The organism is Pseudomonas sp. HD6515 (assembly GCF_024971855.1).
Classification (GTDB): Bacteria; Pseudomonadota; Gammaproteobacteria; order Pseudomonadales; family Pseudomonadaceae; genus Aquipseudomonas; species Aquipseudomonas alloputida.
The window spans coordinates 4,759,417-4,777,688 of the sequence record NZ_CP079827.1 but is presented as its reverse complement, the minus strand read 5'-3'; the positions used below and the strand labels follow the sequence as shown (position 1 = coordinate 4,777,688).

The 18,272-nt window shown below is 63.6% G+C and carries 14 protein-coding genes; 9 read left to right on the top strand and 5 right to left on the bottom strand.

Annotated elements, in window-relative coordinates; genetic code table 11:
* Positions 1-1,788 (bottom strand): N-acetylglutaminylglutamine amidotransferase, encoded by a 1,788-nt coding sequence (locus KW568_RS22120; protein WP_259536815.1) that lies wholly within the window; start codon positions 1,786-1,788, stop codon positions 1-3.
* 130 nt (positions 1,789-1,918) lie between these two features.
* Positions 1,919-3,883, bottom strand: coding sequence for a bifunctional tRNA (5-methylaminomethyl-2-thiouridine)(34)-methyltransferase MnmD/FAD-dependent 5-carboxymethylaminomethyl-2-thiouridine(34) oxidoreductase MnmC (gene mnmC / locus KW568_RS22115; protein ID WP_259536813.1), 1,965 nt, complete (start codon positions 3,881-3,883; stop codon positions 1,919-1,921).
* A 136-nt stretch (positions 3,884-4,019) separates the two neighbouring features.
* Here mnmC and pap point away from each other — a divergent pair, with 136 nt between their 5' ends.
* Positions 4,020-5,513, top strand: a complete 1,494-nt coding sequence (gene pap, locus KW568_RS22110) for a polyphosphate:AMP phosphotransferase (protein WP_064614009.1) — start codon at positions 4,020-4,022, stop codon at positions 5,511-5,513.
* Positions 5,514-5,804: 291 nt separating this feature from the next.
* Positions 5,805-6,758, top strand: a complete 954-nt coding sequence (locus KW568_RS22105) for a DMT family transporter (RefSeq protein ID WP_259536810.1) — start codon at positions 5,805-5,807, stop codon at positions 6,756-6,758.
* A gap of 276 nt (positions 6,759-7,034) precedes the next feature.
* Here KW568_RS22105 and KW568_RS22100 read toward each other — a convergent pair whose 3' ends face one another.
* Positions 7,035-8,429, bottom strand: coding sequence for a class II fumarate hydratase (locus KW568_RS22100; protein WP_014754193.1), 1,395 nt, complete (start codon positions 8,427-8,429; stop codon positions 7,035-7,037).
* A gap of 154 nt (positions 8,430-8,583) precedes the next feature.
* Between KW568_RS22100 and KW568_RS22095 the strand changes: the two genes are divergently transcribed.
* The 7 genes from KW568_RS22095 to KW568_RS22065 all read left to right on the top strand — a co-directional run bounded on the left by KW568_RS22095 (position 8,584) and on the right by KW568_RS22065 (position 16,596).
* The gene (locus tag KW568_RS22095) at positions 8,584-9,108 is read left to right on the top strand and encodes a DUF2059 domain-containing protein (protein WP_003252642.1); all 525 of its coding nucleotides are present in this window, start codon (positions 8,584-8,586) and stop codon (positions 9,106-9,108) included.
* A gap of 10 nt (positions 9,109-9,118) precedes the next feature.
* Positions 9,119-9,415 (top strand): BolA family transcriptional regulator, encoded by a 297-nt coding sequence (locus tag KW568_RS22090; protein ID WP_259536805.1) that lies wholly within the window; start codon positions 9,119-9,121, stop codon positions 9,413-9,415.
* A 226-nt stretch (positions 9,416-9,641) separates the two neighbouring features.
* Complete coding sequence (locus KW568_RS22085; RefSeq protein WP_003252646.1) at positions 9,642-10,574, top strand: rhodanese-related sulfurtransferase; 933 nt, start codon at positions 9,642-9,644, stop codon at positions 10,572-10,574.
* Positions 10,575-10,577: 3 nt separating this feature from the next.
* On the top strand, positions 10,578-11,210 hold the full coding sequence (locus KW568_RS22080) for a DsbA family protein (protein WP_003252648.1): 633 nt from the start codon (positions 10,578-10,580) through the stop codon (positions 11,208-11,210).
* A complete protein-coding gene (locus KW568_RS22075; protein ID WP_060546287.1) occupies positions 11,203-13,035 on the top strand; it encodes an ABC transporter ATP-binding protein in 1,833 nt (610 codons plus the stop codon). The genes KW568_RS22080 and KW568_RS22075 overlap by 8 nt, the downstream gene beginning before the upstream one ends.
* Positions 13,036-13,323: 288 nt before the next feature.
* Positions 13,324-15,780 (top strand): EAL domain-containing protein, encoded by a 2,457-nt coding sequence (locus KW568_RS22070; protein ID WP_259536802.1) that lies wholly within the window; start codon positions 13,324-13,326, stop codon positions 15,778-15,780.
* Positions 15,781-15,810: 30 nt separating this feature from the next.
* Complete coding sequence (locus KW568_RS22065) at positions 15,811-16,596, top strand: TenA family transcriptional regulator (protein WP_003252654.1); 786 nt, start codon at positions 15,811-15,813, stop codon at positions 16,594-16,596.
* A 105-nt stretch (positions 16,597-16,701) separates the two neighbouring features.
* Here the strand turns inward: KW568_RS22065 and KW568_RS22060 are convergent, their stop codons facing one another.
* Together KW568_RS22060 and mupP are read right to left on the bottom strand one after the other, a co-directional pair.
* On the bottom strand, positions 16,702-17,442 hold the full coding sequence (locus KW568_RS22060) for a YciK family oxidoreductase (RefSeq protein ID WP_003252656.1): 741 nt from the start codon (positions 17,440-17,442) through the stop codon (positions 16,702-16,704).
* Between the two features lie 156 nt (positions 17,443-17,598).
* Positions 17,599-18,270 carry an N-acetylmuramic acid 6-phosphate phosphatase MupP gene (mupP, locus tag KW568_RS22055; RefSeq protein WP_003252659.1) on the bottom strand — a complete coding sequence of 224 codons (672 nt, stop codon included), beginning with the start codon at positions 18,268-18,270 and terminating at the stop codon, positions 17,599-17,601.
* Positions 18,271-18,272: the final 2 nt, after the last annotated feature.

Genomic DNA, 18,272 nt, shown 5'->3' with positions numbered 1-18,272 from the left:
TCAGATTCCTTGTTCGCTCAGCCACAGGTTCAGCGCCGCCAGTTGCCACAGCTTGGAGCCGCGCAATGGCGTCAGCTGGCCGTGTGGGTTGCTCAGCAGGCGGTCGAGCATGGCCGGGTTGAACAACCCTCGGTCCTGGCTGGGGTCGGTCAACAGTTCGCGTACCCAGCCCAAGGTGGCACCTTCCAGATGCTTCAGGCCCGGTACCGGGAAGTAACCCTTCTTGCGGTCGATCACCTCATGCGGGATCACCCGTCGCGCTGCCTGCTTGAGCACCTGCTTGCCGCCGTCGGGCAGCTTGAAACGTGCGGGAATGCGTGCCGACAGTTCCACCAGGCGGTAATCGAGGAACGGCGTCCGCGCCTCCAGGCCCCAGGCCATGGTCATGTTGTCCACCCGCTTGACCGGGTCGTCGACCAGCATCACGGTGCTGTCCAGGCGCAGGGCCTTGTCCACGGCAGCCGGTGCGCCGGGGCGCGCGAAGTGTTCGCGCACGAAGTCGCCGGCGGCGTCGGTTTCCAGCAGCCAGGGGGCCTGCACGGTGTCGCGGTATTCGGCGTGGCTGCGGTCGAAGAAGGCGTCACGGTAGGCCGCATAGGCATCGTCGGCGCCGTCCACCTGCGGGTACCAGTGGTAACCGGCGAACAGCTCATCGGCACCCTGGCCGCTCTGTACGCCTTTGCAGTGTTTGGCCACTTCCCGCGACAGCAGGTAGAACGCGATGCAGTCGTGGCTGACCATCGGCTCGCTCATGGCGCGGAAGGCGGCCGGCAGTTGGTCGATGATTTCGTGTTCGGCAATGCGCAACTGGTGGTGATGGGTGCCGTAGTGTTTGGCGATCAGGTCCGAATACTGGAACTCGTCGCCGCGCTCGCCGCCGGCATCTTCAAAGCCGATGGAGAAGGTCGACAGGTCGTCAACGCCCACTTCGCGCAGCAAGCCGACCAGCAGGCTGGAATCGACGCCGCCGGACAGCAACACACCCACATCGACGGCTGCCCGCTGGCGGATGGCTACGGCGTCGCGGGTGGCGTCGAGTACGCGGGTGGTCCAGCCTTCCAGGTCCAGTTCACGCTCGTCCGGGTTGGGGCCGTACTTCAGCTGCCACCAGGTCTGGCGTTCCACTTCGCCATGGCGGTCGATGCGCATCCAGGTGCCGGGCTCCAGCTTCTGCACATTGGCCAGCAGGGTGCGCGGTGCCGGTACCACGGCGTGGAAGTTCAGGTAGTGGTTGAGGGCCACCGGGTCGAGCATCGGGTCGATGTCGCCGCCCTTGAGCAGTGCCGGCAGGGTCGAGGCAAAGCGCAGGCGCTCGCCGTTGCGCGACAGGTACAGGGGTTTGACGCCCAGGCGGTCGCGGGCCAGGAACAGGCGCTGGTTGTCGCGCTCCCAGATGGCCAGGGCAAACATGCCGTTGAGCTTGGGCAGCAGCGCCGCGCCCCAGGCGTGGTAGCCCTTGAGCAGCACCTCGGTGTCGCCATCGGACCAGAAGCTGTAGCCCAGCGCCTGCAGTTCCTCGCGCAGTTCGGGGAAGTTGTAGATGGCGCCGTTGAAGGCCAGCGACAGGCCCAGGGTGTTGTCGACCATCGGCTGCGCCGAGCCGTCCGACAGGTCCATGATCTTCAACCGCCGGTGGCCAAGGGCAATCGGCCCCTGGCTATGGAAGCCCCAGGCATCCGGGCCTCGCGGGGCCAGGTGATGGGTAATGCGCTCTACCGCAGCCAGGTCGGCTGGGCGAGGGGCTTGGTCGATGGGGGTGAAACGTAACTCTCCTGCTAATCCGCACATAAGTCCTTACCGGTTTTTCCGTTGGGGAGGTGATGCCCCGGATTAGGGCACCTTAAGGAACTGACCTATGTGCTTTTCGAGAGTTTTAGAATGTTTGGTTATATGACGCCGGGCAGGCAACCCGATGCCATCATTTCCCCCGGATCAACCGGCGCAATCCAAACCGGTTCGGATGGCAAGCCTCCGCCACCGCCCGCGGCAATGGCAGCGGTTCCCCACATACCCAGGCCGCCACCAGCTCGCCACTCAACGGCGCCGTGATCAGCCCGCGTGAGCCATGCCCGCTGTTCACATACAACCCGCCCAGCCAAGGGCAGGGCACATCCGGTACTTGCCGCACATCCCGGCCCAGTACTGCATAGGCTTCGGTAAACGCCTGCGCGTCGGCAATGGGCCCGACGATCGGCAGGTAATCCGGGCTGGTGCAACGGAACGCAGCACGTCCCTGCAATTGCTCGGGGTCCAGTTCAGCCACAGCCAGCCGTTGCGCCAGATCGACGGAAATTTCGTCCAGCAGCGCCAGGTTGCCCTGGTGCTCGGCCACCGTCGGTGCAAGGTCTTCGCTGTGGAAGTCAAAACTGGCGCCCAGTGTATGTTCACCCTCGCGCGGCGGTGCCACATAGCCCTCCGCGCACACCACGGTGCGCAGCGCCTGGCTGCTGGCGGTGGCCGGCAAGCGGGTGATCTGCCCACGGATGCGCTTGAGTGGTAACTGCGCGCAAGGTTCGAAGCGCAGCACATCCGCCGCACCGGCCAGGACCACCACTGGAGCGCGGGCTAACAGCTGGTCGCCAGCCCAGGCTTGCCAATGCTCATCCACTTTGCGCAGTTCGAGCACGTCCTGGTGGGTCACCACGCGAATACCAGGTTGCTGCAACTGCTGTTGGCACAGCGCTGGCGGGTGCACCCAGCCACCTTCGGGGTAGAACAACCCGCCGCCAGGCAACGCCACACCGGCGATGGCTTCGGCCTCGGCGCGCGCCAGGCAGTGCAGCAAGCCATGGTCGAAGGCGGCAGCCAGCTTGCCCTGGCGTTCGGCCTCCTTGCTGTCGAAGGCCAGTTGCAGCACCCCGCAGGCATCCCAGTCACGGCCACGCTGCAAGCGCTGCAGCTGACGCCGGGTGTAGCCGAACCCGGACAGGATCATCTGCGACAGCGCGGTGCCATGGGCAGACAGCTTGAGGTACAGCACCCCTTGCGGGTTGCCTGACGCTTCCTGGGCCGGGGCTTCGTGGCGCTCCAGCACGGTTACCTGCCAGCCGCGCCGGGCCAGGCTGGCGGCGCTGCTGCTGCCGGCAAGTCCGGCACCGATCACCAGCGCCTCGTGCGGCCCCTGTGTCACCGCGGGGCGCGCGTACCAAGGCGCGCATGGGCCGGGCCGGAGGCCGACGTAGGCGCCGCTCATCACCTCCCACTTCTTGCCGATGCCTGGCACCTTCTTCATGGCGAAGCCGGCTTCCACCAGGCTGCGGCGTACCCAGCCGGTGGTGGTGAAGGTGCCCAGCACCGTGCCCGGATGCGATAGCCGCGCCAGTTGCGCAAACAGCTCCGGGGTCCACATGTCGGGGTTCTTGGCGGGGGCGAAGCCGTCGAGGAACCACACATCGATCTGCGCATCGAGTTGCGGCAGCTGTTCCAGCACATCGCCTATCAACAGGGTCAGGGTGACCCTGCCACCGGCGAAGGTGAACTGCTGAAAGCCCGGGTGCACCGCCACGTATTGCTCCAGCAGCGGCTCGGTATAGGCGGCCAGTTCAGGCCACAGGCGCACTGCGCGGGCCATGTCGGCGTGGTCGAGGGGGTACTTTTCGACGCTGACGAAGTGCAGGCGCGCGTCGCTGTGTGCGTGCTGGTCGAACAGCTGCCAGGCGCAGAAAAAATTCATGCCGGTGCCAAAACCGGTTTCGCCGATCACCGTGCAGGCGTGCGGCGCCAGGTTGGCAAAACGTTCGGCCAGGCGGGTCTGTCCGAGGAACACGTGCTTGGTTTCTTCGATGCCTTCGTTGACTGCGAAATAGACGTCGTCATAGTGCCGCGAATGGGGGCGGCCCTGGTCGTCCCAGTCGATCTGGGCGTGCTGGAGGAGGGTGGGCATGGTGGGCTCGGTTGCAGCGGATGGCGGGATTTTATGCCATCCGGCTGAGCTGTGGGAGCGCGTTCATTGGTGAAGAGGTCAATACAGGCCGAAATGAAATCCGCTAGTCTTGCTTATCCATTGAAGGAGCCAGTGCATGTTCGAATCTGCCGAAATCGGCCACAGCATCGACAAGGAGGCTTACGACGCCGAGGTACCCGCTTTACGCGAGGCCCTGCTCGAAGCCCAGTACGAACTCAAGCAGCAGGCGCGGTTTCCGGTGATCGTGCTGATCAACGGCATTGAAGGCGCCGGCAAGGGTGAGACGGTAAAACTGCTCAACGAGTGGATGGACCCGCGCATGATCGATGTGCTCACCTTCGACCAGCAGACCGACGAAGAGCTGGCCCGCCCACCCGCCTGGCGCTATTGGCGGGCCTTGCCACCCAAGGGGCGGATGGGTGTGTTCTTTGGCAACTGGTACAGCCAGATGCTGCAGGGGCGGGTGCACGGGGTGTTCAAGGATGCCGTGCTCGATCAGGCCATTACCGGTGCCGAGCGCCTGGAGCAGATGCTTTGCGATGAAGGTGCGCTGATCATCAAGTTCTGGTTCCACCTGTCCAAGAAGCAGATGAAGGCACGGCTGAAATCGCTCAAGGACGACCCGCTGCACAGCTGGAAGATCAGCCCGCTGGATTGGCAGCAGTCGCAAACCTACGACCGCTTCGTGCGCTTTGGTGAGCGCGTGCTGCGCCGCACCAGCCGCGACTATGCGCCATGGCACATCATCGAAGGGGTAGACCCGAATTACCGCAGCCTGGCGGTGGGGCGCATTCTGCTGGAAAGCCTGCAAGCCGCGCTGGCCAATAATCCCAAGGGCAAGCACCAGGGCAACGTGGCCCCGCTGGGCCACAGCATCGACGACCGCAGCCTGCTTGGCGCCCTGGACATGACCTTGCGCCTGGACAAGGCCGACTATCAGGAACAGTTGATCACCGAACAGGCCCGTCTGGCCGGCCTGCTGCGTGACAAGCGCATGCGCCGGCATGCCCTGGTGGCGGTGTTCGAAGGCAACGACGCCGCCGGCAAGGGGGGCGCCATCCGCCGCGTGGCGGCGGCGCTGGACCCGCGGCAGTACCGTATCGTGCCGATTGCTGCGCCTACCGAAGAAGAGCGCGCCCAGCCGTACCTGTGGCGGTTCTGGCGGCACATCCCGGCACGGAGCAAGTTCACCATCTTCGACCGTTCCTGGTATGGCCGGGTGCTGGTGGAGCGGGTGGAAGGCTTCTGCAGCCCCGCTGACTGGATGCGTGCCTACAGCGAGATCAACGACTTTGAAGAGCAGTTGGTGGATGCCGGCGTGGTGGTGGTCAAGTTCTGGCTGGCGATCGACCAGCAGACCCAACTGGAGCGCTTCGAAGAGCGTGAGCAAATTCCGTTCAAACGCTACAAGATCACCGAGGATGACTGGCGCAACCGCGACAAGTGGGACGAATACTCCCAGGCGGTGGGCGACATGGTCGACCGCACCAGCAGCGAGATTGCCCCTTGGACGCTGGTGGAGGCCAATGACAAGCGCTGGGCGCGGGTGAAGGTGGTGCGCACCATCAACCAGGCGCTGGAAGCGGCGTTTGCCAAGCAAAAAAAATAGCCGACGGTGATGTTGCCTGTGCTGGCCCTTTCGCGGGTAAACCCGCTCCTACAAGGGATCGCGCGCTGAGCTGCGCCCCGGATGTTGGACAAAAAATCCAACACCGGGGCGCAGCTCACCCTCCCGTAGGAGCGGGTTTACCCGCGAAAGGGCCAGCACAGGCAACACCTCCCCCCAGCCATGCCCCAAAAGAATGACCTGATGAATTCTTTTCTCGGCACTCTCCACCGTCCCCGTCCTCCAACCCCGTAGAATTCAACAACCCCCACCACGGGCTTGATCGAGGATTTTATGCACACCACTTCTGGCCGCTGGGGCTATGGGCTGTTCCTGGCACTTCTGACGGCGCTGCTCTGGGGCATCTTGCCGATCAAGCTCAAGCAGGTATTGCAAGTGGTCGACCCGATCACTGTCACCTGGTACCGCCTGCTGGTTTCCGGCAGCCTGCTGTTCGCCTGGCTGGCGGCTCAGCGGCGTTTGCCGTCCATGCGTAAACTGGCGCCCAAGGGCAAGGGCCTGGTGCTGGTGGCCGTGCTCGGCCTGATGGGCAACTACGTGCTCTACCTGATCGGTCTCAAACTGCTTAGCCCAGGCACCGCACAACTGGTGGTACAGATCGGCCCGGTGCTGTTGCTGGTGGCCAGCGTGTTCGTGTTCCGCGAGCGCTTCAGTGTGGGGCAGGGCATGGGCCTGTTGGTGCTGCTGGCAGGGTTTGGCCTGTTCTTCAACCAGCGCCTGGAAGAGCTACTGACTTCACTGGGTACCTACACCACCGGCGTGTTGACCATCTTGCTGGCGACCAGCATCTGGGTGTTCTACGCCCTGAGCCAAAAGCAGTTGCTGACCGTGTGGCACTCGCAGCAGGTGATGATGGTGATCTACCTCAGCTGCGCTGCGTTGCTGACACCTTGGGTGCACCCGCTGGAGGCCTTGCAACTGACCCCGGTGCAAGGCTGGCTGCTGCTGGCCTGTTGCCTGAACACCCTGGTGGCTTATGGCGCGTTCGCCGAAGCGCTGGCGCACTGGGAGGCGTCGCGGGTAAGTGCCACGTTGGCGCTGACCCCGCTGGTGACCTTTGTTGCGGTAGCGCTGGCAGCATGGGTGTGGCCTGAGTATGTGCATGCCGAGGACATCAATGCCCTTGGCTATTTGGGGGCGGTCACGGTGGTGTTCGGTTCGGCGCTGGTGGCGCTGGGGCCGTCGCTGGTGGCCGGGTGGCGGGCGCGCCGGGCGCGGTTGGCCTAGTGTGGTGTTTCACAAATAACGACCATAACGCGCGGCGCTTTTTGCGCTCATGCGGCGTTGTCGCTCCTCGCCGTGGCTGGGCTACGACTCGTCGCGACGCCTTGCTTGAGCGCAAAAATCGCTCGCGAGTTATTGGCCGTATTTGCAAAACACCACACTAGGTCTGTCGATTGCCTGTACCGGCCCTTTCGCGGGTGAACCCGCTCCTACCATGGATCGCCGCTCGTCGTAGGAGCGGGTTCACCCGCGAAAGGGCCGGTACAGGCTACAGAGCAGTCAGCCCTTGCCGCCCGGCGCCAGCATGTTCTCCGGCCGCACCCACTGGTCGAACTGCTCATTGGTCAGGTACTTCAACGCCAAGGCCGCCTCGCGCAAGGTCTTGCCCTCGCTGTAAGCCTTTTTGGCAATTTCCGCCGCCTTGTCATAGCCAATATGCGGGTTCAGCGCCGTCACCAGCATCAACCCGCGCTCCAGGTGCGCGGCCATCTGCTCGGCATCCGGCTCGATACCCGCCACGCAATGCTGCTGGAAGTTGCGGCAACCATCCGCCAGCAACTCGATGGATTGCAGCAGGTTATGAATGATCACCGGCTTGAACACGTTCAGCTGCAAATGCCCCTGGCTGGCGGCAAAGCCAATGGCCGCGTCGTTGCCCAGCACCTGGCAGGCCAGCATCGACAGCGCCTCGCACTGGGTGGGGTTGACCTTGCCCGGCATGATCGAGCTGCCGGGCTCGTTGGCCGGCAGGCGCACCTCGGCCAGCCCGGCGCGCGGGCCGGAACCCAGCAGGCGCAGGTCGTTGGCAATTTTCATCAAGGCCACGGCCAGGGTTTTCAGGGCGCCCGCCAGGCTGGTCAGCGGCTCGTGGCCGGCGAGGGCGGCGAACTTGTTCGGCGCGGTGATGAACGGCAGGCCGGACAGCGCCGCCAGCTCGGCAGCGATGGCCTCGGCAAACCCCTGCGGGGCGTTCAGCCCGGTACCCACGGCAGTGCCGCCCTGGGCCAGTTCGCACACCGCCGGCAGGGTGGCGCGGATGGCGCGCTGGGCGTAATCGAGCTGGGCGACGAAGGCCGACACTTCCTGGCCGAAGGTGATCGGCGTGGCGTCCATCATGTGTGTGCGACCGGTTTTTACCAGCTGGTGGTGACGCATCGACAGCTCGGCCAGCCCTGAAGACAGTTCGGTCACGGCCGGCAGCAGCTTTTCCTGCACCGCCTGGGCTGCCGCAATGTGCATGGCGGTGGGGAAGCAGTCGTTGGAGCTCTGCGAGCGGTTGACGTGGTCATTGGGGTGCACCGGCGCCTTGCCGCCACGGCCTTTGCCGGCCAGTTCGTTGGCGCGTCCGGCAATCACCTCGTTGACGTTCATGTTGCTCTGGGTGCCACTGCCCGTCTGCCAGACGACGAGCGGGAACTGATCGTCGTGCTGGCCATCCAGCACTTCATCGGCGGCCTGTTCGATCAGCCGGGCGATGTCGGCCGGCAGGTCGCCATTGCGGTCGTTGACGCGCGCCGCGGCCTTCTTGATCAGTGCCAGGGCGTGCAACACCGCGAGGGGCATGCGTTCCTTGCCAATGGCGAAGTTGATCAGCGAACGCTGGGTCTGCGCACCCCAGTAGGCGTCCTCCGGAACTTCGACCGGGCCCAGGCTGTCTGTCTCGATACGGCTCATTCTGTACTCACTCCTGTGTAGTTCGAAATCGCAGTTTAGGCCCTGATTCGACCGAGCGGTTCCGTCGCTCGTCGTGCCACTTGAGCACATCGCCACCACGGCGCAGAATGCTCTACTCTGAGGTGCCCGCCTCCCTCTCTTTGAAGGAAATGCAATGACCCGTCTCCGTGTCCTTTGTGCCGCCGTTGCCCTGGTTTGCGCCAGCGGCCAGGTACTCGCTGCCACCGCCAGCCACAACGCTGCTGCCGAGAAATTCCTGACCCTGGCCAACGCCGACAAGCTGGGCACCCCGGTGTACATGCAAGTGCAGCAGATGTTCGCCCAGCGTTTCGCCCAGACCAAGGCCCCGGCCGCCAAGCAGCCCGTACTCGAAAGCTACCAGGCCAAGGCCAATGCCGCCCTGGACAATGCCATCGGCTGGAACAAGCTGAAGCCGAAGATGGTCGACCTGTACACCCAGACCTTCACCGAGCAGGAGCTGAAAGACCTGGTCAAGTTCTACGAATCGCCGCTGGGCAAGAAAGTGCTGCGTGAAATGCCCAAGGTCACTCAGCAGTCGGCACAGCTGACCCAGCAGAGCCTGGAGCCCGCAGTACCGGTGGTGAACAAGCTGCTGGAAGACATGACCAAAGAGCTGGACCCGAACGCAGGCAAGGCCGCCGCACCCGCGAAGAAGTGAGTACGCCGCAATGATCATGCAACAACGTATCGAACAGCAACTGGCCGCGCTGGCGCCGCAATACCTGCAAGTGCTCAACGAAAGTCACATGCACAGTCGTGGTCAGGAGACCCACTACAAGGCCGTGATCGTCAGCGAGCAGTTCGCCGGGTTGAACAGCGTCAAGCGCCACCAGAAGGTGTACGCCACCATGGGTGAGCTGATGGGCGAGATTCACGCCCTGGCCATCCACACCTACACCGCCGAAGAGTGGGCCAAGGTCGGCGTTGCACCGGCCTCGCCGGTGTGCGCCGGCGGCGGGCACTGAAACCTTTCTGTTGTTCTGGTAGAATCCTGCAAAATCCGGGGGCCGCTTTGCGGCCCTTTCGCGACACAAGGCCGCTCCCACAAAAACCGCACTAGCCATCAGGTTACGCGGTCCCCTGTGGGAGCGGCCTTGTGTCGCGAAAGGGGCGCAAAGCGCCCCCATGCTTTTCTATACCGTCAAACCCGGTCCGCCCCTTACGAGGGCAACCACCTGGAGATTCCGTTACATGTCTCAAGCCATCGTCGTCGCGGCGCTGTACAAGTTCGTCACCCTGGAAGACTACGTCGAGCTGCGTGAGCCGCTGCTCAAGACCATGCTCGACAACAACGTCAAAGGCACCCTGCTGCTGGCCCACGAGGGCATCAACGGCACCGTATCGGCCACCCGCGAAGGCATCGATGGTCTGCTGGCCTGGCTGCGCAACGACCCGCGCCTTGTCGATGTCGACCATAAAGAGTCGTACTGCGACGAACAGCCGTTCTACCGCACCAAGGTCAAGCTCAAGAAAGAGATCGTCACCCTCGGCGTGCCGGGCGTAGACCCCAACCAGGCCGTTGGTACCTATGTCGAGCCCAAGGACTGGAACGCCCTGATCAGCGACCCGGAAGTGCTGTTGATCGACACCCGCAACGACTACGAAGTGGCCATCGGTACGTTCAAGGGCGCCATCGACCCGAAGACCGAAACGTTCCGTGAGTTCCCGGAGTACATCAAGGCCAATTTCGACCCGAGCAAGCACAAGAAGGTCGCCATGTTCTGCACCGGCGGCATCCGTTGCGAAAAAGCCTCCAGCTACATGCTCGGTGAAGGCTTCGAGTCGGTCTATCATCTTAAGGGCGGCATCCTGAAATACTTCGAGGAAGTGCCTCAGGAAGAAAGCCTGTGGGACGGCGACTGCTTCGTCTTCGACAACCGGGTTACGGTGCGCCATGACCTGAGCGAAGGCGAGTACGACCAGTGCCACGCCTGCCGCCATCCGATCAATGCAGAGGAACGCGCGTCCGAGCACTATTCGCCAGGTGTCAGCTGCCCGCATTGCTGGGACAGCCTGAGCGAGAAGACCCGGCGCAGTGCCATCGACCGGCAGAAGCAGATCGAGCTGGCCAAGGCCCGCAACCTGCCGCACCCGATCGGTTACAACTACAAAGCCGAGGCTTGAAGCATGTCTGCACGCCTGATCTATGTGATGGACCCGATGTGCTCCTGGTGCTGGGGGTTTGCGCCAGTGGCCGCGGCCCTGATCGCCCAGGCGCGTGAGGCAGGCGTGCCTGCCCGCTTGGTAACGGGCGGGCTGCGTACGGGCGGCAGCGCCCTGGACAGCTCCACTCGCAAGTACATCCTGGAACACTGGCAGGCGGTGGCTGATGCTACCGGCCAGCCGTTCCGCTTCGAGGGGGCCATGCCTGACGGCTTCGTCTACGACACCGAGCCGGCCTGTCGCGCCCTGGTCGCGGCCCGCGAGCTGGATGCCGAGCGCGTCTGGCCGCTGCTGGCGTTGATCCAGCGTTCGTTCTACGAGCAGGGTACCGATGTGACCACCGCGCCGCAGCTGGTCGAGCTGGCCTCCCAGAGTGGCTTCGACCGTGCCGCGTTCGCCGAAACCTTCGCCCGTGCCGATACCCGCGCCGCCACCGCGGCCGACTTCGCCTGGGCCCAGGACCTGGGTATTGCCGGTTTCCCGACCTTGCTGGCCGAGCGCAATGGCCAACTGGCCTTGCTGACCAACGGCTACCAGCCGCTGGAGCGCCTGCAACCCTTGCTCGGCCGCTGGCTGCAGCAGGCCGCCTGTGCTTGATGTACCAGGGTCACCCGACCCGGTACCGGGCAAGCCATACACTGCGGGCGATCGACTGAGCTGGGCGGAAATCCGCCGCCTGGCCCTGCATCACAAGAAAAACCTCTGGTCCGCCAACCTCATTGCGTTACTGGCGGCGTGTTGCAGTGTGCCCATTCCGCTGCTGCTGCCGCTGTTGGTGGACGAAGTACTGCTCGGCCATGGCGATGCCGCGCTGAAGTGGATGAACCATCTGCTGCCGTCCAGCTGGCAGGTAGCAGCCGGCTACATCGGCCTGATGCTGGCGCTCACCCTGTGCCTGCGCCTGGCTGCACTGGCGTTCAACGTGATCCAGTCCAAGCTGTTCGCCGGGCTGGCCAAGGACATCGTCTACCGCCTGCGCATCCGCCTGATCGAGCGCCTCAAGCGTATTTCGCTGAAAGAGTACGAAAGCCTGGGCAGCGGCACGGTAACCACCCACCTGGTCACCGACCTGGACACCCTCGACAAGTTCGTTGGCGAAACCCTCAGCCGCTTCCTGGTGGCCATGCTGACACTGACCGGCACGGCGGCGATCCTGATCTGGATGCACTGGCAGCTGGCCTTGCTGATCTTGCTGTTCAACCCGCTGGTGATCTACTTCACCGTGCAGTTGGGCAAGCGCGTCAAACACCTGAAAAAGCTTGAAAACGACAGCACCGCGCGCTTTACCCAGGCGCTGGCGGAAACCCTCGATGCCATTCAGGAAATCCGCGCTGGCAACCGCCAGGGCTACTTCCTTGGCCGCCTGGGCCTGCGTGCCCGCGAAGTGCGCGATTACGCGGTGGACTCACAATGGAAAAGCGATGCCAGTGGCCGTGCCAGTGGCCTGCTGTTCCAGTTCGGCATCGACATCTTCCGCGCGGCGGCCATGCTGACCGTGCTGTTTTCCGACCTGTCGATCGGCCAGATGCTGGCGGTGTTCAGCTACCTGTGGTTCATGATCGGTCCGGTGGAGCAACTGCTTAATCTGCAATATGCCTACTACGCCGCCGGCGGTGCGCTGAGTCGCCTCAACGAGCTGCTGGCGCGTGCCGACGAGCCGCAATACCCGGCCGCCAGCGACCCGTTCGCCGGCCGCGAAACGGTGGGCATTGACGTGCGCGACCTGCGCTTTGCCTATGCCGACGAGCCGGTGCTCGACCACCTCGACCTGTCTATCGCCGCGGGTGAGAAGGTGGCGATTGTCGGTGCCAGCGGCGGCGGCAAGAGCACGCTGGTGCAGCTACTGCTGGGCCTATACAGCGCCCAGGCCGGGACCATCCGCTTTGGCGGGGCCAGCCTGCAGGAAATCGGCCTGGAAACCCTGCGCGAGAATGTCGCGGTGGTGTTGCAGCACCCGTCGCTGTTCAACGACAGCGTGCGTGCCAACCTGACCATGGGCCGCGACTGCAGCGATGATGCGTGCTGGCAGGCGCTGCGCATCGCTCAGCTGGATGCCACCATCGCCGCCTTGCCGCAAGGCCTGGACAGTGTGGTGGGGCGTTCAGGCGTGCGCTTGTCCGGTGGCCAGCGCCAGCGCCTGGCCATTGCCCGCATGGTACTGGCTGAGCCCAAGGTAGTGATCCTCGACGAGGCCACCTCAGCCCTGGATGCCGCCACCGAGTACAACCTGCATCAGGCCTTGGCGTGCTTTCTCAGCGGCCGCACCACGCTGATCATCGCCCATCGCTTGTCGGCGGTGAAACAGGCCGACCGGGTACTGGTGTTCGATGGCGGGCACGTGGCCGAAGACGGCGACCATCAGCAGCTGATTGCCGAGGGTGGGTTATACGCCAAGCTTTATGGGCATCTGCAGCAGAGCTGACTATCTGGCTGCCTTCACCGGGCTTATGGGAGCAACTGTCTTGCTCAATTTCTAAAAGCTGGTGCGATCCCTGTGGGAGCGGGCTTGCCCGCGAACACGGGCGAAGCCCGTGCCATCCACCGCGGTGTCTTCTTCGCGGGTAAACCCGCTCCTACAATGGCCAGCGCATACGCTGTACAAATTCCCCGATTCCTTGTCATAAAAATCCCCTTCACAGCGATGGCAAATGGCCTACGCTGTGCTTGTCTGGGTCGATTTACGCCTTATCTGCTCTGTGACAGGGACTCCATGAAGGGAAATCGCACACTCGAAGCGCCAAAGTTGCTCGGCATCACATGGCCTTTCATCGCCGTCGTGGTCCTTCAGGTGGCGTTGGGCAGCCTTAGCCTTTATACGCTCTCGGCCGTGCGCGCCTATGTCGCGGGCGAAAGCCTGTGGTCCAAGGCGCAGAAAGATGCCATCTATTACCTCAGTCTGTACGGCGAGACGCAGGGCGACAGCACCTACCAACGCTATCGCCAGGCCATTACCGTACCGCAGGGTGACCATCGTCTGCGCGAAGTGCTCGACCACCCCAGCCCTGATCTGGACGCCGCGCGACAGGCGGTTCTGCACGGTGGCAACCACCCTGACGATGTCGAGCGGATCATCTGGTTCTACCGCAACTTTCGCCATGTCAGCTATATGCAGACAGCCATCGATTACTGGGACATCGGTGACGACTATCTGGCCAAGCTGGATGTACTGGCCGGTGAAATGCGCCAGCGTTTTGCCGATGGCCCGGTGGATGCCGACACCGTCAGCGACTGGAAGGCCCGCATTGTCGCCATCAACGAAGGCGTGACCCCGGCGGCCAAGGCGTTCAGTGATGCCTTGGGCGAAGGCTCGCGCATGTTGCTACGGGTGCTGCTGATCACCAACCTGCTGACCGCGATGTTCCTGATCGCCATTGCCTGGCGCCGCTCCAGCAAGCTGTTGGCCCAGCGCCAAGCCTTTGCCAGCGCCCTGCAGGAAGAAAAAGAGCGTGCGCAGATTACCCTGCAGGCCATCGGGGATGCGGTGATCACCACCGATGTCGAAGGCAGTATCGGCTACATGAACCCGGCCGCCGAGCAATTGACCCACTGGCAATCCGGGCAGGCCCAGGGCCTGCCGCTGTCGGCGCTGTTCAGCCTGGTGGATGAACACGCCGAGGAGGACGGTCGCAGTTTGGTCGAACAGGTGCTCAGCGGCAGCCTCAAGGGCGGCTCCGAGCATGCCCGGCTGATCCAGCGCCTGGACGGCAGTACCGTGTCGATCAACCTGGTAGGCTCGCCGATCGTCAATGATGGCCAGGTCAGTGGCATCGTGCTGGTGCTGCACGATATGACCCAGGAACGCCAGTACATCGCCAATCTGTCCTGGCAGGCAACCCACGACGCCCTGACCGGGCTGGCCAACCGCCGCGAGTTCGAGTACCGCCTGGAACAGGCGCTCAACGACCTGGCGCGCCAGGCCGGGCGGCATTCGCTGATGTTCCTCGACCTCGACCAGTTCAAGCTGGTCAACGACACCTGTGGCCACGCTGCCGGCGATGAGTTGCTGCGGCATATCTGCGCGGTGCTGCAGTCCGGCCTGCGTGAGGGCGATACGCTGGCGCGGCTGGGCGGCGATGAGTTTGGCGTGCTGCTGGAAAACTGCCCGCCCGACCAGGCCGAGCGCATTGGCGAACAATTGCGCCAGATGGTGCAGAGCCTGCACTTCGTATGGAAAGGGCGGCCGTTCGTGACCACGGTCAGCATTGGCCTGGTGCACATGGCCCAGGCCCCCGGTACCCTGGAGGCTTCGCTGCGCGCCGCCGACATGGCCTGCTACATGGCCAAGGAAAAGGGCCGAAACCGTGTACAGGTGTACCACGCCGACGACAGCGAACTGTCCATGCGTTTTGGCGAAATGGCCTGGATCCAGCGCCTGCATGTGGCCCTGGAAGAAAACCGCTTTTGCCTCTACGCCCAGGAAATCGCCCCGCTCAAAACCTTCGAGGGCCCGGGCCATATCGAGATTCTGTTGCGCCTGCACGACGAAAGCGGCCGCACCATCCTGCCCAGCAGCTTCATCCCGGCGGCCGAGCGCTACGGCCTGATGACCGCGCTGGACCGCTGGGTGGTACGCAATGTGTTCATGGTCATACGCCAGTGCCTGGAAGAAGGGCGTGAAGGGCCGTTGTCGACTTGTGCCATCAACCTGTCAGGGTCCAGCATTGGCGACGACAAGTTCCTTGAATACCTCCAGCGGTTGTTCGTCGAATACGCCATTCCGCCGCGAATGATCTGTTTCGAAATTACCGAAACCAGCGCCATTGCCAACCTGGGCAGCGCCATTCGCTTCATCAATGAGTTGAAAGGGCTGGGTTGCCGTTTCTCGCTGGATGATTTTTGCGCCGGCATGTCCTCGTTTGCCTATCTCAAGCATTTGCCCGTGGACTACCTGAAGATTGACGGCAGTTTCGTCAAGGACATGCTCGACGACCCGGTCAACCGGGCCATGGTCGAGGTCATCAACCATATCGGCCATGTGATGGGTAAGCGCACGATCGCCGAGTTCGTCGAAACACCCTTGATCGAGCAGGCCTTGCAGGAAATAGGCGTGGATTACGCCCAGGGCTACCTGATCGAACGCCCCCAGGTGTTCACCTGTGACAGTCTGCAGCGCCAACGGATCGCCGCCCGGCCTCTGTTGCAGCGAGCACCTGGCACGTTTCGCTAGTTGGAAATCACAAGGATCAAGGAGCTGAAAGTGATTGACGCATTCGTTCGTATCGGGCCTTTGATGGACCCCGCCAGTTACCCCCAATGGGCCCAGCAACTGATTGAAGACTGCCGCGAGAGCAAGCGCCGGGTGGTTGAGCATGAGTTTTATGCACGTCTGCGCGATGGCCAGCTGAAGCAATCGACCATCCGTCAGTACCTGATCGGTGGCTGGCCGGTGGTGGAGCAGTTTTCGTTGTACATGGCGCATAACCTGACCAAGACCCGCTATGGCCGGCATCAGGGCGAGGACATGGCGCGGCGCTGGCTGATGCGCAACATCCGCGTCGAGCTCAACCATGCCGACTACTGGGTGAACTGGTGCCAGGCGCACGGTGTGCACCTGCACGAGTTGCAGGCGCAAGAGGTGCCGCCCGAGCTGAACGGCCTGAACGACTGGTGCTGGCGGGTGTGCGCCACCGAGAACCTGGCCATTTCCATGGCGGCGACCAACTACGCCATCGAAGGCGCGACCGGTGAATGGTCGGCGGTGGTGTGCTCGACTGATACCTATGCGCAGGGGTTCCCTGAAGAAGGGCGCAAGCGGGCGATGAAGTGGCTGAAGATGCATGCCCAGTATGACGATGCGCACCCGTGGGAGGCGCTGGAAATCATCTGTACCCTGGCCGGTGAGAACCCCACCCTGGGGTTGCGCAACGAACTGCGCAGGGCCATTTGCAAGAGCTACGACTGCATGTTCCTGTTCCTGGAACGCTGCATGCAGCTGGAAGGGCGCCAGCAAGGCCGTATGCGACCGGCGTTGGCTGCGGGCTGATCGTTCGCTTGCACCGGCCTCTTCGCGGGTGAACCCGCTCCTACCGGGTTATGCGATCCCCTGTAGGGCGGGTTCACCCGCGAAAGGGCCGGTACAGGCAAAACATCATTGGGCGTTGAACGCCTGCCCGTTCACCCCTGTGCTGTCTGGCCCCATCAGGTACAGGTACACCGGCATGATCTCTTCGGGCAGCGGGTTGTTCTGCGGGTTCTCGCCAGGGTAGGCCTGGGCCCGCATTGCCGTGCGCGTGGCGCCTGGGTTGATGCTGTTGGCGCGCACCGGCGCCACGCCTTCCAGTTCATCGGCCAAGGTCTGCATCAGGCCTTCGGTGGCGAACTTCGACACGCCATAGGCGCCCCAGTAAGCCCGGCCCTTGCGCCCGACGCTGCTGCTGGTGAACACCACCGAAGCGTCCTCCGACAGCTTCAGCAGCGGCAGCAGGGTGCTGGTGAGCATGAAGGTGGCATTGACGTTGATGTGCATCACGCGCATGAAGTTGTCGCCCGACAACTGCTCCAGCGGCGTGCGCGGGCCGATGATCGACGCATTGTTGAGCAGGCCATCGAGGCGGCCGAACTGGCCTTCGATCATGGCCGCCAGCTCGTCGTACTGGTGTGGCAGGGCGGTTTCCAGGTTGAACGGGATGACCACCGGCTGCGGGTGGCCGGCGGCTTCGATCTGGTCGTAGACCTCGTTCAGGTTGGCCTCGGTCTTGCCCAGCAGCAGCACGGTGGCACCCAGTGCGGCATAAGCCTTGGCAGCCGCGGCACCAATGCCACGGCCGGCACCGGTAACCAGGATGACCCGGCCTTGCAGCAGGTCGGGGCGGGCGGTGTAGTCGAACATGGTTCTGTCCTTCGAGTTCGTGTGGGCGGCCGGGCCTATTGTAGGAGCGGGTTTACCCGCGAATGCGTCCGATCAGGCGCCAGTGTTGTCTGGGCTGGCGCATTCGCGGGTGAACCCGCTCCTACAAAGAGACGGTGCCCGGTCATCGGTCTGGGTTCAGCAGCCGCACAGCGCGCTGTCGATCACTTTGCGCAGTTCCAGTGGGTGGTCCACCACCACGTCGGCACCCCAGTTGTTGGGGTTGTCCTCTGGATGAATATAGCCGTAGCGCACCGCCGCCGTGCGGGTACCTGCGTCGCGGCCAGACTCGATGTCGCGCAGGTCGTCGCCGACGAACAGCACACTCGCCGGGTCCAGGTTCAGCGTCTTGCAGGCCAGGATCAGCGGCTCGGGGTCGGGTTTGCTGTTTTTCACGTGGTCCGGGCAGATCAGCAACGCCGAACGCTCGGCCAGGCCCAGCTGCTGCATGATCGGCTCGGCGAAGCGCACCGGCTTGTTGGTGACGACGCCCCACAGCAGGTTGCCTTTCTCGATGTCGGCTAGCAGCTCGGCCATGCCCTCGAACAGCTTGCTGTGCACCGCGCAGTCGCGCTGGTAACGCTCGAGGAATTCCAGGCGCAGGGCCTCGAAGCCGTCAGCCTCCGGGTCCATGGCGAACGCAGTGGCGACCATGGCGCGGGCGCCACCCGAGATCACGCCACGGATCAGGTTGTCGTCAACGGCCGGCAGCCCGCGGTCGGCGAGCATGGCCTGGCAAATGGCGATGAAGTCCGGCGCCGTGTCCAGCAAGGTGCCGTCCATGTCGAAGAGTACTGCTCGCAAACGCATGC